21 protein-coding genes are annotated in these 20430 nt (G+C 31.5%); 8 read left to right on the forward strand and 13 right to left on the reverse strand.

The genetic code is table 11. The annotated features are described in order from the left end of the window. Positions 1-20 precede the first annotated feature (20 nt). The 4 genes from DZ68_RS09870 to DZ68_RS0102090 are packed head-to-tail and all read left to right on the forward strand — an operon-like array spanning position 21 to position 3039. On the forward strand, positions 21-1280 hold the full coding sequence (locus tag DZ68_RS09870; RefSeq protein ID WP_201767785.1) for a CmpA/NrtA family ABC transporter substrate-binding protein: 1260 nt from the start codon (positions 21-23) through the stop codon (positions 1278-1280). Then, positions 1220-1417, forward strand: coding sequence for a hypothetical protein (locus DZ68_RS10810; protein WP_201767786.1), 198 nt, complete (start codon positions 1220-1222; stop codon positions 1415-1417). Before DZ68_RS09870 ends, DZ68_RS10810 begins: the two co-directional genes overlap by 61 nt. Positions 1418-1426: 9 nt before the next feature. Further along, complete coding sequence (gene ntrB, locus DZ68_RS0102085; protein WP_024787031.1) at positions 1427-2242, forward strand: nitrate ABC transporter permease; 816 nt, start codon at positions 1427-1429, stop codon at positions 2240-2242. After that, entirely contained in the window at positions 2242-3039 is a 798-nt protein-coding gene (locus tag DZ68_RS0102090) for an ABC transporter ATP-binding protein (RefSeq protein ID WP_035003050.1), read from the forward strand. The genes ntrB and DZ68_RS0102090 overlap by 1 nt, the downstream gene beginning before the upstream one ends. Before the next feature lie 39 nt (positions 3040-3078). Here the strand turns inward: DZ68_RS0102090 and DZ68_RS0102095 are convergent, their stop codons facing one another. The 12 genes from DZ68_RS0102095 to moaA form a co-directional block, all read right to left on the reverse strand. Continuing rightward, complete coding sequence (locus DZ68_RS0102095; RefSeq protein WP_024789262.1) at positions 3079-5031, reverse strand: molybdopterin oxidoreductase family protein; 1953 nt, start codon at positions 5029-5031, stop codon at positions 3079-3081. Beyond that, on the reverse strand, positions 5021-6784 hold the full coding sequence (locus DZ68_RS0102100; protein ID WP_024789263.1) for a hypothetical protein: 1764 nt from the start codon (positions 6782-6784) through the stop codon (positions 5021-5023). Before DZ68_RS0102100 ends, DZ68_RS0102095 begins: the two co-directional genes overlap by 11 nt. Before the next feature lie 105 nt (positions 6785-6889). Further along, positions 6890-8233: an exodeoxyribonuclease VII large subunit gene (gene xseA, locus DZ68_RS0102105; RefSeq protein WP_024789264.1), complete on the reverse strand. Its 1344-nt coding sequence runs from the start codon at positions 8231-8233 to the stop codon at positions 6890-6892. 40 nt (positions 8234-8273) lie between these two features. Then, on the reverse strand, positions 8274-9257 hold the full coding sequence (locus DZ68_RS0102110; protein ID WP_024787035.1) for an alanine racemase: 984 nt from the start codon (positions 9255-9257) through the stop codon (positions 8274-8276). Positions 9258-9281: 24 nt separating this feature from the next. Continuing rightward, positions 9282-9566: a 30S ribosomal protein S18 gene (rpsR, locus tag DZ68_RS0102115; RefSeq protein WP_024787036.1), complete on the reverse strand. Its 285-nt coding sequence runs from the start codon at positions 9564-9566 to the stop codon at positions 9282-9284. A gap of 10 nt (positions 9567-9576) precedes the next feature. Next, entirely contained in the window at positions 9577-10041 is a 465-nt protein-coding gene (gene ssb, locus DZ68_RS0102120; protein WP_024787037.1) for a single-stranded DNA-binding protein, read from the reverse strand. Then, positions 10031-10366, reverse strand: coding sequence for a 30S ribosomal protein S6 (gene rpsF / locus DZ68_RS0102125; RefSeq protein ID WP_024787038.1), 336 nt, complete (start codon positions 10364-10366; stop codon positions 10031-10033). Before rpsF ends, ssb begins: the two co-directional genes overlap by 11 nt. Positions 10367-10445: 79 nt before the next feature. Beyond that, entirely contained in the window at positions 10446-12104 is a 1659-nt protein-coding gene (locus DZ68_RS0102130; RefSeq protein ID WP_024787039.1) for a chloride channel protein, read from the reverse strand. Further along, positions 12097-13485: a chloride channel protein gene (locus tag DZ68_RS0102135; RefSeq protein ID WP_024787040.1), complete on the reverse strand. Its 1389-nt coding sequence runs from the start codon at positions 13483-13485 to the stop codon at positions 12097-12099. The genes DZ68_RS0102130 and DZ68_RS0102135 overlap by 8 nt, the downstream gene beginning before the upstream one ends. A gap of 92 nt (positions 13486-13577) precedes the next feature. Next, a complete protein-coding gene (locus DZ68_RS0102140; RefSeq protein ID WP_024789265.1) occupies positions 13578-13961 on the reverse strand; it encodes a hypothetical protein in 384 nt (127 codons plus the stop codon). A 10-nt stretch (positions 13962-13971) separates the two neighbouring features. Beyond that, a complete protein-coding gene (locus tag DZ68_RS0102145) occupies positions 13972-14763 on the reverse strand; it encodes a Sir2 family NAD-dependent protein deacetylase (protein ID WP_024790637.1) in 792 nt (263 codons plus the stop codon). 178 nt (positions 14764-14941) lie between these two features. Beyond that, a complete protein-coding gene (moaA, locus tag DZ68_RS0102150; protein ID WP_024790638.1) occupies positions 14942-15898 on the reverse strand; it encodes a GTP 3',8-cyclase MoaA in 957 nt (318 codons plus the stop codon). An 82-nt stretch (positions 15899-15980) separates the two neighbouring features. Between moaA and DZ68_RS0102155 the strand changes: the two genes are divergently transcribed. Continuing rightward, complete coding sequence (locus DZ68_RS0102155) at positions 15981-16763, forward strand: ferritin-like domain-containing protein (RefSeq protein WP_024787043.1); 783 nt, start codon at positions 15981-15983, stop codon at positions 16761-16763. Here the strand turns inward: DZ68_RS0102155 and DZ68_RS0102160 are convergent. After that, positions 16760-17359, reverse strand: a complete 600-nt coding sequence (locus DZ68_RS0102160; protein WP_024790639.1) for a hypothetical protein — start codon at positions 17357-17359, stop codon at positions 16760-16762. The genes DZ68_RS0102155 and DZ68_RS0102160 overlap by 4 nt on opposite strands. 75 nt (positions 17360-17434) lie before the next feature. On the opposite strand from DZ68_RS0102160, the gene DZ68_RS10410 reads away from it, so the two are divergent. The 3 genes from DZ68_RS10410 to DZ68_RS0102180 are packed head-to-tail and all read left to right on the forward strand — an operon-like array spanning position 17435 to position 20336. Next, positions 17435-17989 carry a TetR/AcrR family transcriptional regulator gene (locus DZ68_RS10410; protein WP_024790640.1) on the forward strand — a complete coding sequence of 185 codons (555 nt, stop codon included), beginning with the start codon at positions 17435-17437 and terminating at the stop codon, positions 17987-17989. Further along, on the forward strand, positions 17986-19254 hold the full coding sequence (locus DZ68_RS0102175; protein WP_024790641.1) for a TolC family protein: 1269 nt from the start codon (positions 17986-17988) through the stop codon (positions 19252-19254). The genes DZ68_RS10410 and DZ68_RS0102175 overlap by 4 nt, the downstream gene beginning before the upstream one ends. Continuing rightward, positions 19251-20336, forward strand: a complete 1086-nt coding sequence (locus DZ68_RS0102180) for an efflux RND transporter periplasmic adaptor subunit (RefSeq protein ID WP_024790642.1) — start codon at positions 19251-19253, stop codon at positions 20334-20336. Before DZ68_RS0102175 ends, DZ68_RS0102180 begins: the two co-directional genes overlap by 4 nt. Positions 20337-20430: the final 94 nt, after the last annotated feature.

The raw sequence follows: 20430 nt of genomic DNA on the forward strand, positions 1-20430 counted from the left end.
TAAATTTAAAAGGAGATTTTATGAAACTTAAAAAATTATTAACAATCGGACTTGGGGTGTCGGTATTCGCTTCAACACTGCTTGCAGATGTGGAAAAGAAAAAAGTAACAATTGGATTTATTGCACTAACTGACTGTGCACCAATTGTAATTGCAAAAGAGAAAGGTTTCTTTAAAAAAGAAGGACTAAAAGTTAAATTAGTAAAAGAGGGCGCAGGATGGCCTGGAATTCAGCAAAAAGTAATTAATGGACAATATGATTTTTCACATGCTCTTGCTGGTATGCCAATTGCTGCAACTCTTGGACTTATGGGACATGCCCATTTAGTTGCACTTTTAAGCTTAGATTATAATGGAAATGCTATTACTTTTGGTAATAAACTGGTAAAAGAAATGGTTAAATTTGGTCTTGATAAATATAAAAGACCGGTAGGAAGCGAACCACTTAAAAAATATATTGATTACTTAAAACAAAAAGAAGGGAAAAATTATAAACCACTTGTATTTGGTATGGTAGGACCATACTCAACTCATAATTATGAAATTAGATACTGGATGGGAACAAGCGGAATAGACCCAGACAGCGATACAAAATTAAAACCATTCCCGCCTCCAACAATGCCTCAAAACTTAATTGCAGGAAATATTCAAGGTTATTGTGTTGGTGAACCTTGGAATGAAAGAATAGTTATGGCAAGAAAAGGCAGTGCCTTAGTTACAAACTATGATATCTGGAATAACAATCCTGAAAAAGTTTTGCAAGCTAGAGCAGATTTTGTAAAAAAATATCCAAAAACTACAAAAGCTGTAATGAAAGCTATTATTGAAGCCCAAATGTGGCTTGATGAAAGTTGGAAACACAGAAAAGAAGCTGCAAAAATTTTAAGTAAAAAACAATATGTTTATGCACCTGTAAAAGTTCTTGAAAAATCAATGACAGGAACATTCCAATATGTAGCCGGGCATAAGTCAGAGCCAAATCCAATGTTTAACGTATTTGCAAATTATTATGCCGCATATCCGTTTTATTCACACGGAATGTGGTTTATAACTCAAATGTATAGATGGGGACAGTTAAAAAGACCTGTTGATATGAAAAAAGTAATTGAATCAGTTTATAAACCGAAACTGTTCTCAGAAGTTGCAAAAGAAGTTGGTTATAAACTGCCACCAAGTCCATGGAAAGTAGACGGAATTGATAAATATAATAAATTTATGGTATGGATGGAAAAGTATTTGACCCGAACAAAGCTGTTGAATATATTTACAGCTTCAAAGTAAAACATCCGGCAGTTAGTGAAAATGAGCTTAAAAAAGTAAATACTTGGGAAGGAAGCCTTAAAACAGTTCAGCCAAAATATGAATGCCCATATGGTGTAGCCGGATGTGCAGACCCTAAATATGTAACAAAAAAATAAAGGTTTTAGATGAAAAAAGTGAATTGGGTTGTAAAAATAATTTTGCCAATACTTACATTTATTGCAATAATAGGGGTTTGGGATGCCCTTTCAGCCAATATTGAGAATTTACCGGGCCCAAAAGATGTCTGGATTGCAGCATTTGGGGGAAATGTTGACGGAGAAGTTGTAAAAGGGGTTTTAACTGATCCTTTTTATATAAATTCTGATGAGGATAAGGGTATTTTTTGGCAGGTGTTAGCCTCTTTGGAAAGAGTGTTTGGAGGATTTATCCTGGCGATAATAATAGGTGTTCCAATCGGTTTTATGATTGGAATGAGTAAAAAATTTTATTATGCCCTAAATCCTTATATTCAAATATTAAAGCCGGTGTCTCCGCTTGCCTGGCTTCCACTGTTTTTATTAATTTTTCAGGCAATTAACCCAACGGCAATTGCAACAATTTTTATTACATCAATATGGCCGATTATTTCCAATACGGTTTTGGGGGTTCAGAGTGTAAATAAAGATTATATCAATGTTGCAAGAGTACTTAAATTTTCACCGATAGAAATGGTGTATAAAATTATGCTTCCTGTATCGGTACCTTATATTTTTACGGGAATGAGACTATCCCTTGGTATAGCATGGATTGTAATTGTCGCTGCCGAAATGCTAACAGGTGGAACTGGTATCGGTTTTTGGATTTGGGATGAATACAATAATCTAAATTATCCGCATATTATTATTGGAATTATCATAGTTGGGATTGTTGGATGGATATTAGATACCATCATGGGTAAAATAGCAGACTTTTTTGATTACAGAAAAAGAGGGAGAGCGTAATGAGTATTGAAAATTATTTAATTTTAGAAAATATTGAAAAAAGATTTCCTATTCCGGGAAAAGAAGATTATGTGGCCATAACTGATATAAACTTAACTATCAAAAAAAATGAAATAGTCTCAATCATTGGGCACAGCGGCTGTGGTAAATCAACATTGCTTAATGTAATTTCACAGCTTGAGCCTCAGACAAAAGGTAATGTAATTTTAGAAAACAAAGAAATAAAAGGCCCGGGACCTGACAGGGCGGTGGTTTTTCAAAACCATTCTCTTCTTCCTTGGCTTAGTGTTTATAAAAATATTGAAATGGCGGTAAAAAAAGTAATGCCTGATTTATCAAAAAATGAATTAAAAGAAAGAGTGGAAAAATTTATTGACATGGTACATTTAACTCAGGCAAAAGACAAATATCCCGATGAAATTTCAGGCGGTATGAAACAAAGGGTCGGTATTGCAAGAGCAATTGCAGTAAGACCGAAAGTATTGCTTATGGATGAGCCTTTTGGTGCACTTGATTCATTAACAAGAGCAAATTTACAAGATCATTTAATGAGAATTCAGCAAAACGTTAAAAATACAGTTATTATCATTACACACGATGTTGATGAAGCTGTACTTTTAAGTGACAGGGTTGTTATGATGACAAACGGACCTGCTGCCACTATTGGTGAAATCCTTGAAGTAAATCTCCCTCGCCCAAGAGACAGGGTTGCTCTTCAGGAAGACCCTGAATATATCAGATGCAGAGAAGCCATACTCGAATTCTTATATCAAAAATTTGCAAAAGAAGACGAATAATATCCATTCTATTCCTCCTTTTTGCCCTCCTTAAAAAATTTAAATTTTTCTTATATTTACAGGAGTATGGTTGTAGTCCGGCTCTTTACTGACCGGATCTAAAATAGGGTTAGTTAGGAAATTAACTTTTCTATAATGCATTAGAATTGCCACAACTCCTTTTTTTATTTTACTTTTTTTGACTTTCAATGTAACTTTTCCAAATTTAGATTCAATATTAACTAAATCACCTTCTGCAATTCCTAAATCTTTCATATCCTCTTCATTAATTTCTACAAATTCAACTTCATCTTTTATAACCTGTCCTGTTTTTGTCATACTATGCCAGTGGTTTTCATGGCGTGTAGTAATTAGTAAAAACGGATATTTACTATCAGGTTTTAAGCTTCTGTTTTGTTTTTCAACCCATAAAAGATTTGCTTTTTTATTAGGTGTTAAAGCTTCTTTTAAATTTTCTCCCCATCTAAAAGGCTTTTCTTTTAATTTTTCATAATCACACTCATAAACGTTCATATCAGGGCTTAGTCTTGTCATCTCTTTATACTCGTTAAACACTTCTTTACCTGAATTAAAATCAAATCCGCTAAATCCAAGAGCTTTTGCTATATTAGCAAAAACTTCCCAGTCCTGTTTTGTCTGTTTTTTTCTAAAAGGCATTTGCAAAGTAATTAATCTATCCAAATTAGTCTGAGTACCTTCCTTTTCTCCCCAAGGAGCAACCGGAATTATCAAATTAGCAAATTTGCTCGTTTCACTTCCTTTATATGCATTTAGTTCAACTACTAAATCAATTTCACTAAAAGCTTTCTCAGTTTCGCTTCTATTTGGCAAGTGATACACAGGGTCTGTATGAGCTACAATTAAGACTTTTAATTTGCCTTTTTTTACCATTTCATCAGCAGTTAGACCAGGTTTATTTGGAATATTTTCAGTTTTCCAAAATTCTTCTACTTTTTTTACATTCTCAGGAGTATAATCTAAATGAACAGCTAAGGTTGTAGCAAGTCCCCCGACTTCTCTTCCTCCCATAGCATTAGGCTGACCGGTTAGAGATAAAGGACCGTTTAAATCTTTAAACATTTTACCTGTTAATATAAAAAGATTTATAAAAGCAATATTTTTTTCAACCCCCTCGCTGCTTTGATTAAGCCCCATTGTCCAGCTTCCGACAATATTTTCATTTTCTCTCCACATCTCAGCTAATTTTTCAAACTTATCTTTGCTAACCCCGGCAAGTTTTAAATATTTATCAATATCTACTTTTTTTAGTTCTTCAAAATATTCATCATTAAAATTAACTTTTTCTTTTAAAAACTCAAAATCAACCATTCCTTCATCTAAAAACTTTTTAGCAAGAGCTAAAAATAGATAAATATCCCCACCCACATTTATATCAATATACAAATCAGCTATTTTTGCCGTTTTTGTAAATCTTGGATCAATTACTACTACTTTTAATCCATTTTTTTTAGCTCTTTTAATTCTATTGAAAAATACAACATGCGCTTCTGCAATATTGCCTCCGGCTACAATATATAAATCTGAATTAATAGCATCTTCCATAGTTAAAGGCACATAATCGCTTCCTATTGTTTTTTTATATCCTACAACAGCGCTTGCCATACATGTTCTTGAATTAGTATCAACATTTGCTGTATTTATAAATCCTTTACCAAGTTTGTTTGCTATATAATAATCTTCATTTAAAAGCTGGCCTGAGAGATAAAATCCGATTTTCTCAGGAGTTGAAGCTTTTATTTTATCTGTAATGATTTTTATTGCTTCTTCATAGCTTATTTCTTTAAACTCTTCATTTTTATTTTTACGAAATAGTGGTTTTAAGATTCTATTATTTACAACTTTATCTTCAAGACTTCCTTTTTTGCATATAAGCCCTCTATTTGCAGGATAATCTTTTAGAGGTTTTATTCTGTTTTTAATCTCAAATCCGCATCCAACGCCACAATAACTGCAAACACTTTTAAATTTCATCTATCACCTCACTCCATACCTGATATTTCCCGCTTACCATATTATCAATAATTTCATAAATTCCGCCTTTATATCCAAATTCTTTTAAGCTTTTAACTTGTAGCGGATTGAATAGATTGTCAAATGCGTGTGTTTTTGTTATTTGATAAAATAGCTTATCTCCAATTTCTTTTATTTCAAAATATTCAATTTTATTTGATTTGAGAGGCAGGGTTGGTAAAAACTCAAAATGTTTAGCATTGAATTTCATAATAAATCCTACTGCCCACTCGCTCATATTAGTTTCTTTATACCACTCTTCATAAGGCAGTTCACTACCTTTATAAAGTTTCATCATAGGAATAATATATTTTTCAAGTTCATCCAATGCAACTTTTAAAACTTTTTTGCCTTCTTTTTTAGAATTTCCTCCCACATAAATTTCTACACCCGGGACTATACCGGAATCTTTTTTAACTTTTGCGCCTACAAATCCAAAATCTCCAACCCCGTGAATCCCGCAACCTTTAACACATGCAGACCAGTGAAATTTAACAATTCCATCAATCGGCACTAAATCATTAAGCCTGTTTGCCAAATTTATAGCATCGTGTTTATTTTCAATTACCCCAAAAGAGCATGTTTTTATACCTGCACATGCTACGAGATTGTTAAAATATGGATTTGGAGCATATTTTTTATATAATGAACTTTTTTCAACAATACCGGATACTTCAGTAATATAAAAGTTTTGGTCAAATGTTAATTTAATCACACCTCTGACACCTTTTGCAATTCTTGCTGCTTCAATCATATCACTTCCGCTAAAAATTCCAGAAGGAACTATAAATTTATATGCATATTTTCCTGAAACAAGTTCTTCTTTTAGGAAATAATTTATTTTAATATCTGTTAAAAGCTCACTTGTCTTAACAAATTTATAATCTAAATATTCTTCTAATGCTTTTATGAAATTTTCAATTCCGACTTCTCTAATTAAAAATGCAAAGCGGTTTTTATTTCTGTTGTCTCTAAATCCATATTTTTTATAAATTTCTTTAATTCCCCTAAATAACAAAACAGCCTCGTTAATATCTACAAAAATTTTAGAATCAATTCCCATCATACCGACTCTACCGCCCATAAAAACCCTAAATCCGTATTTTCCTCCGCTTTTAGCAAGTGCAAATCCCAAATCCTGGGTAAATACGTTTGAAGTGTTCTTAAAATTTCCACAAATACCAATATTGAATTTTCTAGGAAGCGTGCATACTTCTTTTTTTAAAAACTCTTCTTCTAATTTTTCTCTTAAAATCCTATCATCTATTACCGAGCTTTTAGAAATTCCTGCCATTGGGTCGGTTAAAATACCCCTGAAATTATCAACTCCTGTCTGATAGGTTATTACTCCCACACTTTCAAGTTCATTCAATACTTTATAAAGATTTTCTTCTTTAATATATCTAAGCTCAAGCTGGGCTCTTGTAGTAAGGTCTATATAATTATTTCCGTATTTTTTAGCAATTTCTCCAATTTTAAGAGCTTTTATCGGAGTTAATTCTCCGTCTTGGATTCTTACTCTTAGCATATAATCATCTGTATTTTTTTTATAAAAAGCCCCAAAACATTTTAGAAAAAAATTTCTGTCTTCCGGTAATAATTTGTTATTTTTCAGTCTTTCAAGAGCTTCAAAAGGAGTTGAGGTTTCTTTTATTTTTTCAATTTTATTAATTTTTTTGTGTCTGTTTGAAACTTCTTCTAAAATCTTTAACATTTTATTCCTTTTTTTAAAGATTTTATCAAAAATAGTTCCATTTAATAATCATATTATTGAATAAAATTTATACATTTATGAATAAATTTTTTTATTTATACAGTTTTACTGCCCACCGCTTACTATCTTAAGCGCTTTTGAAAGAATTGAAGTTGTGGCATTTTCAACATAAAATTCATCATCTTTTTTTATACAGTTTAAAGAAACTTTTTTATCCCCTATCCTAACCTGTGCAAAACCTTCTTTTTCTCTGTTTTTCGGATTCATTCTTTCATATGCGTTTTTAACGGAGTTTAATTCTTTTTCTTTAAAATAAATTATTTCATTCATTTTGTTTTTTAACTGATTTTTCAACAAATTTATTTCTTTTTCAAATTCTTCTATTTTTCTAAGCGGAGAAGAAAGAATCATACTTTTTTGAAGATTTATAAAATCATTCTCTTTTTTTCTTAAAATTCCATCCGTTAAAATATAAAAATTTTTTTGTAAAACCCTTATTTCATCAAGCCTCATATCAAATTTTTTAACAGGTGAATTTGATATAAAAAGCTCTTTTGTATGAATAAGTATTTTTTCTTTTTTTTGCAGAATCTGATTTATTTTATAATTAAAACTTTCCATCATTTCATCAATTGAAAGTAAAATTTCATTTTTATCAGGAAGTGCAATTTCCATGGCGTTCGAAGGAGTTGCGGCTCTTTTGTCCGCCACAAAATCACTTATTAAATAATCAATCTCATGTCCTACCCCTGAAATTACCGGTGTTTTTGCCTTAAATATCGCATCAGCCACAATTCTTTCATTAAAAGCCCATAAATCTTCACGGCTTCCGCCTCCTCTTCCGAGTATTATTAAATCAAAACCTTTTCCGTCATCAAAAATATATTCATCCGCCATTTTTATTTTCATTGCAATATCGCCAGGGGCGCCATCCCCCTGAACCAAAGTATTAAAAAGATAAAATTCACTTAAAAGCCATCTTTTTTTTGCAATCCTCAGCATATCCTGCAAAGCCGCCGCCGTTCTTGAAGTAACAATTGCTATTCTTTTTGGAAATTTCGGAAGCGGTTTTTTATTTTTTTCATCAAAATATCCGAGGTTTTTTAATTCTTCTTTTAACTGTTCATAAGCTTTTTGCAGCGCCCCTATTCCGCTTGGGGTAATACTTTGAGCTATTAGTTTGTATTCCCCTCTGGGAACATAAATATTTACAGCTCCGTAAACCAGGACTTTTTCACCCTCAGTGAGTTTAAATTTCATTCTTGAAAGATTACTTCTCCACATTGCACAGTTTATAGAAGAATTTTCATCTTTTAGTGTAAAATAGAGATGCCCTGAATTATGATAAACAGCTTTGCTCACTTCCCCTTCGACATAAACTATTTCAAAATGAGAATCAACAACGGATTTTATCTGATTGTTAAGCTGGGTTACACTTATTGCTTTCATTTATTGCCTTTTACTCTTCTCACCACTCACTACTCACCACTCACAACTCACTATTTATAACTTCTCTTTTTATTCTCGGGGAAATTTTCACTAAAATATCATAAGTTATAGTGTCAAAATTTTTAACAAACTCTTTCACATCATCAAACACAACCACTTCGTCAAAATCACCTTCAACTATCATGGAATCCATAGAAATTTTTCCAAGTGCATTTGTGTTTTTTAATTTGCACCCCTCTGTGAAACAAGGCAGTCCGTCACCGTATCCCACATCAACGGTTGAAACCGTTATATTTTTATCACTCATAAATTTTTTATTATATCCCACACCCTGAAGCGAAAAAATTTTTCTTTTTGAAATTGTTTTTGCAACTAATTTCATAACTGGTTTAAACCCTTCAATTCCACCGTACATTGCAATTCCGGGACGTACATAATCAAAAGTATAAGGCAGTTTGTCTAAAGCGGCTGAATTTGCTAAATGAAAATACGGTATTTTTAAACTGTTTTTTTCACAAAAATTAATAACTTTTTTTCTTATTTCTTCAAATCTCTTAAGTTGTATAAATGTATCGTTCCCAATTTCATCCGCACAGCAAAAATGGGAAAAAACGCCTCTTAATTCAAAATTTTTTTCTTTTATAATATTTAAAGCCTCATTTAACTCATCCGTTAAAATTCCGTTTCTGTGCATTCCTGTATCAATTTTTAAATGAATATAAGGGTGACGGTTTTTTTTAAGCTGAATTACTGAATTAATTCCGTAAGAAATATTTTTCGCATTTCTGTTAGTACCGGGGTAAAATACAATTACTTCTTCAAAAAAGCTTTTTACCATTTCGGCTTCAGAATTGTTTTTAACACAGACTTTTTTAATACCGTATTCATTTAGCATTTTTGAAAAAGTAATTATTCCGTGTCCGTAAGCATTGTCTTTAATTACGGCAAGTATATTAGGATTTATTTTTGAAATTTTATCGAGGTTAAAAAAAAGATTTTTTTTGTTTAAATAAACTGTAGCCATAAATAAGCCCCGAAAAAGGGGGAATTATTTGGCTTTAAGAGGTTTGATGGCCTCAAACGGATTTTCGACAACTCTTTTTCTGTCAACTACATAAGGGATTAACGCCACTTGTCTTGCTCTTTTAATGGCTTTTTGAACCATATCCTGATGTTTTTTACAGGTACCTGTTAATCTTCTTGGCATAATTTTATATCTTTCAGACAAAGAATATTTAATTAAGTCAATATCTTTGTATCCGATATAATCTACTTTCATTTCACAATATTTACATCTTTTTTTTCCGTATTTTTTCTTTGGATCCTGTGCCATTATCTATCCTTTAAAATGGTATTTCGTCTTCGTCAATATCTATTGACGGTATATCTTTGTTTTGTTTAGGCTGTGAATGTTCTTTAGGTGCTTGCGGCTGAGGAGCTTGATAAGAATTTTCATAATTTCTGTTTCTCTCAGCTTCCGCTTTTGTTTCCATAAACTGTATTTTTTCAGCAACTACAGAATGTTTGCTTCTTTTTTGTCCGCTGCTGTCAACCCACTGGTCTAATACCAATCTTCCCTCAACTAATACTTTAGAGCCTTTTCTTAAATATTGATTGGCTATTTCCGCGCTTCTACCAAAAACAGTGACATCTATAAACATAACTTCTTTTTTGTTTTCTCCGCTCACACTGTCTTTATATGTTCTGTTTGTTGCAATTCCGAATTTCGCTATTGCCGTCCCTGCAGGGGAATATCTGAGTTCAACGTCTCTTGTCAAATTCCCTACAAGGATAATTTTATTGTACATTTTTTGCCATTTCTTCGAAACGTTTTATTTCTTTTTTATTTTCATATTTAACTGTCATAAATCTTAACAAATCTTCGTTATATCTCATTTGTCTTTCAAGTTCAAGCATTGCGCCTGATGGAGCTTTGTAATAAATTATATAATAATCTCCTCTTTCAAACTTTTTAATAGGATATGCCAACTGTCTGATTCCTATTTTATCCATAGCAACAACTTCTCCACCTTCTTTAGAAATTACATCCTGAATATTTTGAAGGTTTTTTTCCTTGTCTTCGTCCGTTAATGTCGGTTTTAAAATAAACATTGTTTCATAATGTCTGAGCATTAATTCTCCTTCTGGCTAATTTAGCCCCTTAGCTTGGAGCAAGGAGGCATTGAAACGAAATTATACTAAAAATAAATTTTTATTTCAAATAGTATGCCGAATTAGCGGTCGAGAGCTCTTTTACAAGTTTTCTTAAATCAATAAACCCAAGATATTTCCCATTTTTATCAACAAACGGAACAAATCTGTTTCCTATAAGGCTTATCGCTTTAATCAACTCTTCCATAGACGGATTTTCTTTTATACAAAAAGGTTCCCTGGTCATTATGTCTTTTATTTTTATGTTTTTTTTATGCAGCAGGACACTTTTTCTTATATCTGTAAGGGTAACTATGCCTATTAATTTTTCCTCTTCATCTACTATAGGCAAAATTGCATACCTGCTTTTTTTTAAAATTTTTGAAGCCATATATACTGAGAGATTTTCTTTTAGGGGATTTATTTTCACTAAATATTTTTCCAGTTTACAGTTTTTTAAAAAGTTATAAATATCTTTATTATCAATATCTATACCTTTTTGAAGCAATGCCCTTTTAAAAAAAGAATCTCCCTGAAAACATGAAATTAAATAAACGCTGATGCTTGAAGCCACCAAAATAGGCAAAATCAACTGATAAGAATGGGTAAGTTCGGTTATAATAATTGAACTTCTAAGAGGTGTTTTTGTAATTCCGGCAAGCATTGAAGAAGCCCCCACCACCGCAAAAATTCTCGGATCTATCCCGTATTTTGTAAAAATATCTCCAAACCAGAAGCCTCCGAATGAACCTATAAAAATACTCGGAGACATTATTCCTCCAAAAAGCCCGCTTCCTATACTTAAAATAAGCCCTGCCGTTTTTGCGAGAAAAATTATTAAGATATAATCAAGTGAATAATTATTATTATTTAAAAGTGCGGTAATATGTTCATATCCCACTCCGGCACTTTCCGGGACAAATGCAACAATCATCCCTACAGCAAAACCTGAAAAAACAATATATCTGTGCCAGTAATGCCTGTTTTTTAACTTAAAAATTCTTAAATATTCAAGACCCTTTATAATTACAAGACACAACAAAGCAATAAAAACCGCCTCAAAAGGCACAAATATGACATATTCCTCATTCCAATGTAAATGAGGGACAATAAAAGCCGCAAAATTACCTATAAACTCCCTTGAAATAAAGGTTGCGGTTACAACCGAAACAATAAGGGGGATAATAACATATGAATTTATTTTACCGATTATTATTTCAAGCCCCAAAAGCGCCCCGGCTATCGGTGCATTAAATGTTGCGGCAATGGCGGAAGCAATGGCGGCTCCCAGATAAATAGGAAAATTTATTTTCTCTATTTTCAGTTTTTCCAAAAAAACTTCGCTCAAAAGTCCTCCCATTTTTGCTATAGGGCCTTCCCTTCCGACAGGCACACCGAATCCTATGCTTACGCTTGTTAAAAACAGAACCAAAAAGCCTTTTATTTTGGAAAATTTACCTTTTAAAAGAATCACCTTTTTTGCAATAAGCTCAAGCGTGACATTTTCAGAAGATATTTTAAATTTTTTTACCAAATAATCTGATATAAAAAACAAAAAAGGAACAGAAATCAAATAAAAATAATGGGTTTGAAAAATGTTCAGTTTATCATTTAAAAATGTAAAAATTTTTATCAGCCACCTGAATAAAATAGCTGAAAAACCGCCTATTGCCCCCAAAAGAAGAGGAATTATAAAAAAATGCCCCGTATTTTTAAGCATTTTTGTTTTTCATATGAGAATGTAGTGATTTCAAATCCCCTCTGAAAGGATTTTCAAGTCCAAGATAGAGACTGTAACCGAAACTTGTAAGATAACTTGTAATAACAGCCGCCGTCATAGGTATCACAACATCATCATGACTCATTTCCGTAATCATTACAATTGCGGCAAGCGGTGTTTTTGCAGCCGCACTCAAAGCAGCCCCCATACCGGCCAGTGTAAACATAGCAATTTCATCTGGAAAATAATTTCCGAAAATATTACCCACTGCAGCACCTATTATCAAAACAGGCAAAACAAGACCGCCGGGAATTCCAAAAGCCAGAGTAAAAGATGTTATAACTATTGTATATAAAATAAAGGCAATGTCCATTTTTATTGTAAAATGATTCTGGGCTAAATTTGAGAGAATTTCCATATTCGCAGGAGCAGAGAGTATATCGATATTATTGGTGGAATAATAAATTCCTATCAAAAAAGGAATTGAAATAAGCGTTCCGATTAACGGTCTTCTGTTGACAGGAATTATCCTTGATGTTTTTTGAAGAAAATGAAAAGTTATTGTATAAACATAAATAATTATTGAAATTACAATTCCCATTAATATAATATACGGAATATCATTTAAATACCAAATAGGCTTTTTAACCAAATTGATAAATGCGTGATTACCCCTGAAAAATGAAAAAGTCAGATAACTCGTAATGGATGCAACAATCATAGGCACAAAAGGCCTGTAATCAAAATCATAAGTATTTTCAAGCTCCATTGCAAAAATTGAACTTCCAAGGGGCGCTTTCAGTAATGCCCCTGTAAAGGCGCCCCCTCCGATTAAACCAAGCATATTTTTAAATTTTCTTGAAAATCCGTATGCTTTGCCAAGCCACTCTCCTAAACCTACCCCCAGGAAAAAAGAAGGCCCTTCCCTTCCCGCGATAAACCCTCCGGATAAGGTGAAAATAGAAACTATAAGTTTTAATAAAAGAGTTTTAACCTTTAAATAAAGAGGGGTTTTTAGATGTAAAACGGCAAAACCTATTCCAGGTCCCCCTATTTTTGAATCCTGGTTTAGGGCAAATCCGGTAATAACAGAAACCAAAAAAGGATAAATAAATAAATAAATTATATTGGTATTAAGATATTTGTTTATATGAACTATCAACAAATCCATAAAAGAGGCTATTACACCTGTAGTAATACCGATAGCAATGGCAAACGGGAGCCATTTACCGACAAAAAACAAAATTGAAAGCATATCCACTTTCATAACCTGGGAATGTATGATATTTTTATATGTTTTTTTTATGTAATCAATGAAATCCAAATGCTCGTTTTTTCCAAGAATTAGTTTGGCAAAAAAATTTTCCAATTTTTCTTTCATTTTTATCCCCTTGGGATATTATACAAAAATTAAAAATAAATTTAATAAAGTTTTAAAAAAAACTTTATTTTTTATCTAAAAAGTAACAATTTTTATTTACACTGATAATATATGACTATCTGCTGGGAAGGTATTTTTAATGCGATTTGTGAAACGTTTTTATCTGCGAAAACAATTACCTGTTTATCTTTTGTTACATAAACGTCAAACTGGTTTTTTATAGTCTGTATATAAGGCAGTGTGTCGTTTTTATCACCTATTTTTAAAAACAAAGAATTATTTAAGGGTTTTATATCTATTTTGTATAAGTTCTTCAAATCTTTTCTAATCTGTTTATTTGTTTTTACATCATTGGGCACATTAAATATTTTCCCGTTTTTTTTAAACGCAAAACCGAGTGTTTCACAACTGTAATTTTGATTCAGGTTAAAACCAAAAGAAAATACTGCAATTAAAAATAAAAAAATTTTTTTCATAAATTTTCCTTTATAAATATTTTCTGATTTTTTTTAGCGCATCAAGAGCGCCTTTTTTAATCTCAATATCAGCCCCGTGACTCTCAAGCGGATTTATTCTGATAAGAGTAGCGCCAAAGCTGTTTTTTACTTTTTCGCTCATATTTCTAACGGTAGGCACTTCACTTCCGGCCCCTATTTCAATAATAACCAGATTATCAACCCTTTGAAGCCAATATTCAAATCTGGCAATCTGAAGATTTACTCTTTTTTCAATAAATCTGAAATCTCCAAACATTAAAATATTCGGTCTTGCTATTATGCCACAATTTTTGCATTTAGGAAAGTTTAAAGCTTCAAACTTTTCTTCATCAATTTCAATATTTTCATTGTTTTCCCAAATTTCACTGCTGCACGGTTTAGTGCATTGCAAATAATGAATACTGCCGTGAATTTCTACAATTTTAAGTTCGCTAAATCCGGCTTTTTGAAACTGAGAGTCAACATTTGAAGTAAAAACAAATTTATCCTGCGGAAGATTTAGTAAAATATTAAAGCCTTCATGCGGCGTGGTTTCTCTATACATTTTGAGTCTATGACCATAAAAAGCCCATGCTAGTTTTGGATTAATATCAAACCATTTTGGATTTGCCAAAGCTTCAAATGAAAGTCCAAGATTTTTTGCTATAGGATAAGCTCTCCAAAATCCTTCTTTTCCTCTAAAATCAGGCAAACCACTATCAACCCCCATCCCGGCCCCGGCTGTTATTAATATATGGCTTGATTTTTTTATAGCTTCTGCGGCTTTTTTTATATTTTCCATTTTCCCCCTTAATTTTCCATTTTTAACTTTATTGGCTTCTTGGCAACTTGGTACTTGACTACTAACAACTCACCACCACGCCGCTTTATAAGCGGCCGGGCAGACTCACAATTCACCACTCACCATTTTCACTACTCACCATTTTCACCACTCACTATTTTCACCAATCACTATTTAATCACCCTCCTGTCTCCCAAAACGCCCTGTCACTTATTTTTTCTTCCTGCCAGTCATTTTTTTCCGGCTTATTTTTTACAACATCCCTTAAAATTTCGGCCGCTTTTTGTATGTTTCCCTCTCTTATGGCTTCTTTAATATTATAACTTTCAGTAAAGAAAAGACATGGTATCAAATATCCTTCAGCAGTAAGCCTAATTCTGTTACAGCTTTTACAAAATTCTTCATTGTGAGGCTCTATAATACCGAATATATTACCATCCTCCAACATAAAATTTTTACTCGCCTCGTTTTTTTTCGGAAGTTCTTTAAAAGAATATCTGCTTCTTATTTTTTCCAAAACCTCTTTTGAATCCACCCTTTTAATTCCGGGATATGCCCTTTCGTTTTCCATAAACTCAATAAATCTGATTATCACATTTTTATTTTTTGCAAATTCCAGCAAATCTAAAATTTCATTATCGTTAATTCCCTTCATAACCACTGTATTTAATTTCACTTGAAAGCCAACCTTTATTGCCTCGTCAATTCCTTCTAAAACATTATTCAAGCAGTCTCTTTGAGCTATTTTTTTGGCAACTTCAGGTTTTAGGGAATCTATTGAAATATTAACTCTTTTAAGCCCGGCATCTTTTAATCTTTTAGCATATTTTTTCAGATAATATCCGTTCGTGGTTATGGCCAAATCAAGCTCCGGTTTATAATCATGGAGCATTTTTACAAATTTATCCAAATCTTTCCTGACCAAAGGCTCACCGCCTGTTATTCTTATTTTTTTAACACCTTCATCAATGGCAAGGCGTAAAAATTCAAACATTTCTTCATACCTCATAACATTTTCATGTGGTATCCATTCAAAAGGGGTATTCGGCATACAGTAAAGACACCTGAAATTACACCTGCTTGTAACCGAAACCCGTATATAGTCTATTGTCCTGTTAAACGAATCTATTAACATAATTAGCCTTATATATAATATTATATAGCGGATTGTAACATAAAAAATAAAAAAATGCTATAATTTATAAAAAGGTTTTTAAATGTATTCCATTTTGGAAAAAGCTATAATTTCAACTGATGCCAATGAAAAAGAAAAATTAATAAAAGAAATTAACGTTAATCCCGAATCAAAAGAAAAACCGAAATTTTTTGAAAAACCAAGTTACGCAACACTCTGCAAAATTGTCCCTCCCGCCAATGTGCCAAGAAGAAGAGGATTTGAAACAGATGAAAAAAAAGCGGTATTGCTTCATGCTTTAATTCATATTGAATATTCAGCCATTGATCTGGCACTTGACGCCTGTTACAGGTTTAGAAATTTACCGGTTGAATTTTATAAAGACTGGCTGGAAGTTGCCGCTGATGAAATAAGGCATTTTAGACTCATAAATAATTTATTAGAAAAAACAGGGCATAAATACGGGGATTTTCCCGTTCACAATTCACTGTTCGAAGCCGCTCAGAAAACCCAGGATTTGATTTCACGTATGGCCGTAATTCCGAGATGGTATGAGGCAAACGGGCTTGATGCTAATGAAAAGATAATCCGTAGAGTGCAAAAATATAACGACCCTTTTGCACAAGAAGTAATTGCAGTGCTTAAAATTATTTTAAAAGAGGAAATCCCACATGTAAAAAAAGGCGATAAATGGTTTAAATTCTCTTGTGAAAAAGAAAATTTAAAACCCGTACAAACATATTTTCAAATAGTGGATAACTTTTTTAAAGACTGGAAGAAAAAAGATTTAAATGTGGCCGCAAGGCTAAAAGCCGGTTTCAGCTGTGATGAGCTTAATATTTTAAGCGGAGAAAAAGTCTGTTAAAAAATTCCGCACTCAACCCTTCCTCCGTCAGCCAAATCAGCCCTTATTACTTCAAAAATAAGTTTTAAATTTTCAGGTTTTTCCCCTGCAAGATTTTTTTCCATATCATTTGTAACCGTATGGACTTTTTTTATTGTAATGCTTTGTCCGGGGGCTAAATCCACATCTCTGTCTATATAATCCTGCAGAATTTTAACCTCGTCTTTATCTTCAATAATTAAATCACCTTTTAAATGAACAATTTTTTTAGGATATTTATTCGTAAGCGTATATGTAAGAGTATAATAAGGAATTACATCGCCATTATATTTGTAAGAGAAATTACTTACTTTTATATTTTTACAGCTGTTAAGCACCAATTTATTTTCAAGCTCTTTTTTTTGAGTTTCCTGCTGTTTTTGAACCTGCTCTTGAATTTTTTGTTGAGATTGATTTAACTCTTTTTTTAAACTTTCAATTTCTTTATCCCTCTGGTCAACTTTTTTTTCAAGCATATTCATCTTTTGAAGTATTAAATCAAGTTTTTTATTTATATCATCGCTGTTTGCCGCAAACATAACTGAGACAATTGCCAAAACAGAAATTATTTTTTTCATTTTATTCCTTTTTTATTGACATTTTAGCAAAAAAATTTTATAATTCAATTTACTTATTAGTAAGTAAGGAAACAAATGAAACAAAAAATTATTAAAACTGGACTTAAACATTTTGCCCTTAACGGATATAAAAACACGTCTATGCAGGACATAGCTGAAGAGCTTAATATTACAAAACCTGCACTTTATTATCATTTTAAAAATAAAAATGATTTATATAATGCAATTTTTATTTATTATTTTTCAAAATTGGAATTTAACATCTCGGGCGATATTTTTAAAGACTTAGAACATTATATTGACACATTGGATAATTTTTTTAAAAAAGAGCCTCTCCTGGCAAAGCTGCTTTCAAAAGAAATATCATGTGAATTTAGAAATTTAAACGAAGAATCAGTTTCTATAATAAGCAAAATGATACAGGCTTTAAACAAAATATTAAAAGGCACAAATATAAATCCTTTTTTTATTCAAAATTTAATTATTTCATCTTTTACAACATATTTAAATACTATAGAAATAAGAAAAAAAATAACATCTCTTATAACGTGTTGTGAAATTTCTCCTGAATTTAATTTAAAAAATGAATTAATTTTAACAATAACAAACTACATAAAGGCTAAACAATGAAAAAATTATCTTTCGGATTAATTTTGGCAATTTCCTTAAACGCAGCTAACTTAAACGAACTTTTTAATGCAATCAAAAAAACACCGGATACAAAAATTGACAATTTACTGACAAGACAAACAAAAGTTATCAAAAAAGAAATTACAAGCAGTTTATATCCGAACATTTCTCTTTTTGCAAGTAGTGAGCATTTTTCATCTCCAACCAATATAAAGCCGCTTCCTCCAACTAAATCACAAGAAATTGGAATGCAGCATGGAGGTTACTGGTTTTCTCAAAACATTCAAAAAATAGGATTTATTGCAAATATGCCAATTTTTGTAAAAAGCATCTATGATACAAAAGATAAAATTTCCCATCTTTTAATTGCAACCAAATACAAAGCAAAAATTAATCTTTTAAAAAGAGAAAGTCTTTTAATAACTGTGCTTAGCAAATATAATTATTTAATAAAATTAAAAAATGCCCTAAATGATGAAAAAAATTCAATACAAACAACTTTAGACGCAATTAAAGTGGGCGTCAATGTAGGCAGAATTCCGGCATTTAACGCTCTAAGATTAAAAGATGCCCTAAATCAGATAAACATCAAAATTTCAGGCCTTAATATGCAAATTGATGAAATAATTTCTGAAATTTATCAGTTAACAAAAATTAAATTAAATAAACCGTTACCAATTGAAATAGACTCAAATATAAATAAACAAAGCTTTTTAGCGCTAAAACCTTTAAAAGAAAATTTAAAAGCAAGTGAATATGATGTAAAAACAGCAAAAGATTCATTCTGGCCAAAACTTATGCTTCAAATCAAAGGATTTAGAGCATTTGCAAATGCATATAATAATGACGAGCATTTAGCACTAAACTATGCAAGTGCAGGAATTTATATAAACTGGAATATTTTTAACAGAAAAAACAGTGCCGAGGTACAAAAAGCTAAAATAGAAAAACTAAAAAATGCCCTAACAATTCAAAAAACAATAAAAGATTTAAATGCAAATGTTTTAAAAATAACATCATCTCTTAAAGAGATTAAAAAATCAATTTCTTTAGCACAAGATTCAATTGAAATAAGGGAAGAGCTATTAAAAGGAGCAAAAGTTGCTTTTAAATTAAATAGAATGACAGTAGATGATTATTTAAAATATGAAAACAATCTGGCCTTGGCAAAAGCAAATTTAGCAAACTTAATTGCTACAAAAAATTCATTAATTGCTAACTTAGCATTTATTTACGGAAATAACTTAGAAAGGATATTCAAATGAAAAAAATAATTGCTTGGAGTGTTGTAATATTAATTACAATAGGTTTGGTAATAGGTGGAGTAAAACTGGTTAAAAAAAGAAAAGCCGAGGATGCGAAATTAGCAGCAGCAAAAATTTATCCAATCGTTGTAAAAACTGTTAATCCTAAGAATCAGGCTACATTAACATATCCGTATTTAGCATTAGTTAAAAATAATTCGCAAGTTACAGTTACAACAAAATTTGCAGGGAAAATTAAATGTATTGCAAATCTTGGAGGATATGTAACAAAAGGTCAAACAGTTGCAAAAATAGATGATTCACATTTAAAAGCTTCTCTTAAAGCCACAAATGAAAAAATCAAATCAATTAAAGATAAACTAAATGCAGAATATGTAACGCTTAAAAATTTAATTGCTACTCATAAAAGAACAAAAGCTCTTTTAAATGTAAAAATGGCAAGTATTGAACAATATCAAGCAGAAGAGAGTAAAATTGCAGGTTTAAAAGCTCAGATTGCAGCAGATAAAAACACTTTACATTCTTTAAAAGCTCAAAAAAAAGCAATTTTAAATGATTTAGAGTATACCGAAATAAAATCCCCAATTAATGGTATTATTGCTCAAAAATTTGTAAATAAAGGTGATAATGCTTTCCCCGGAAAACCGCTTTTAACAATCGCTTCAGCCAAAGGAAATTATCTGTTTATAGCGGTACCGGACAATTTCAAAAAAGCTATTTATAAAAATAAAATGTATAATTTAATTCCACTTCATTCCACATTTAACGGAGTTCCTGCTTATAAAATTGATGTAAACGACCCTGATTTAATCTTGGGAGAAAAAGTAAAAATTAAACTTGTAAGCTTCAATGGAAATGCAACAATATTGCCTTATGATGCAATACTTAGTATTAACGGTAAAAATTATGTATTTATTCCAAATGGAAATAAAGCTCAAATTAAAGAAATTCATATTTTAGCCCAAGGGACTGAAGGTGTGGCAATAAAAGAAAATATTTCTTCATCTGTAATAGAAGCAAAACCTGATATTTTATTGAGAATTAAAGCAGGATACCCTATAAAAATAGTGAGTAGTGAGTAGTGAGTGGTGAGTGGTGAGTGGTGAGTGGTGAGCAGTGAGTAGTGAAAATTGTCAAGAAACCAAGTTCAAAGTGAAAAGTGAGCTTTGCTCACCT

It is taken from the genome of Lebetimonas sp. JS085 (assembly GCF_000523295.1).
Taxonomy (GTDB): domain Bacteria; phylum Campylobacterota; class Campylobacteria; order Campylobacterales; family Nautiliaceae; genus Lebetimonas.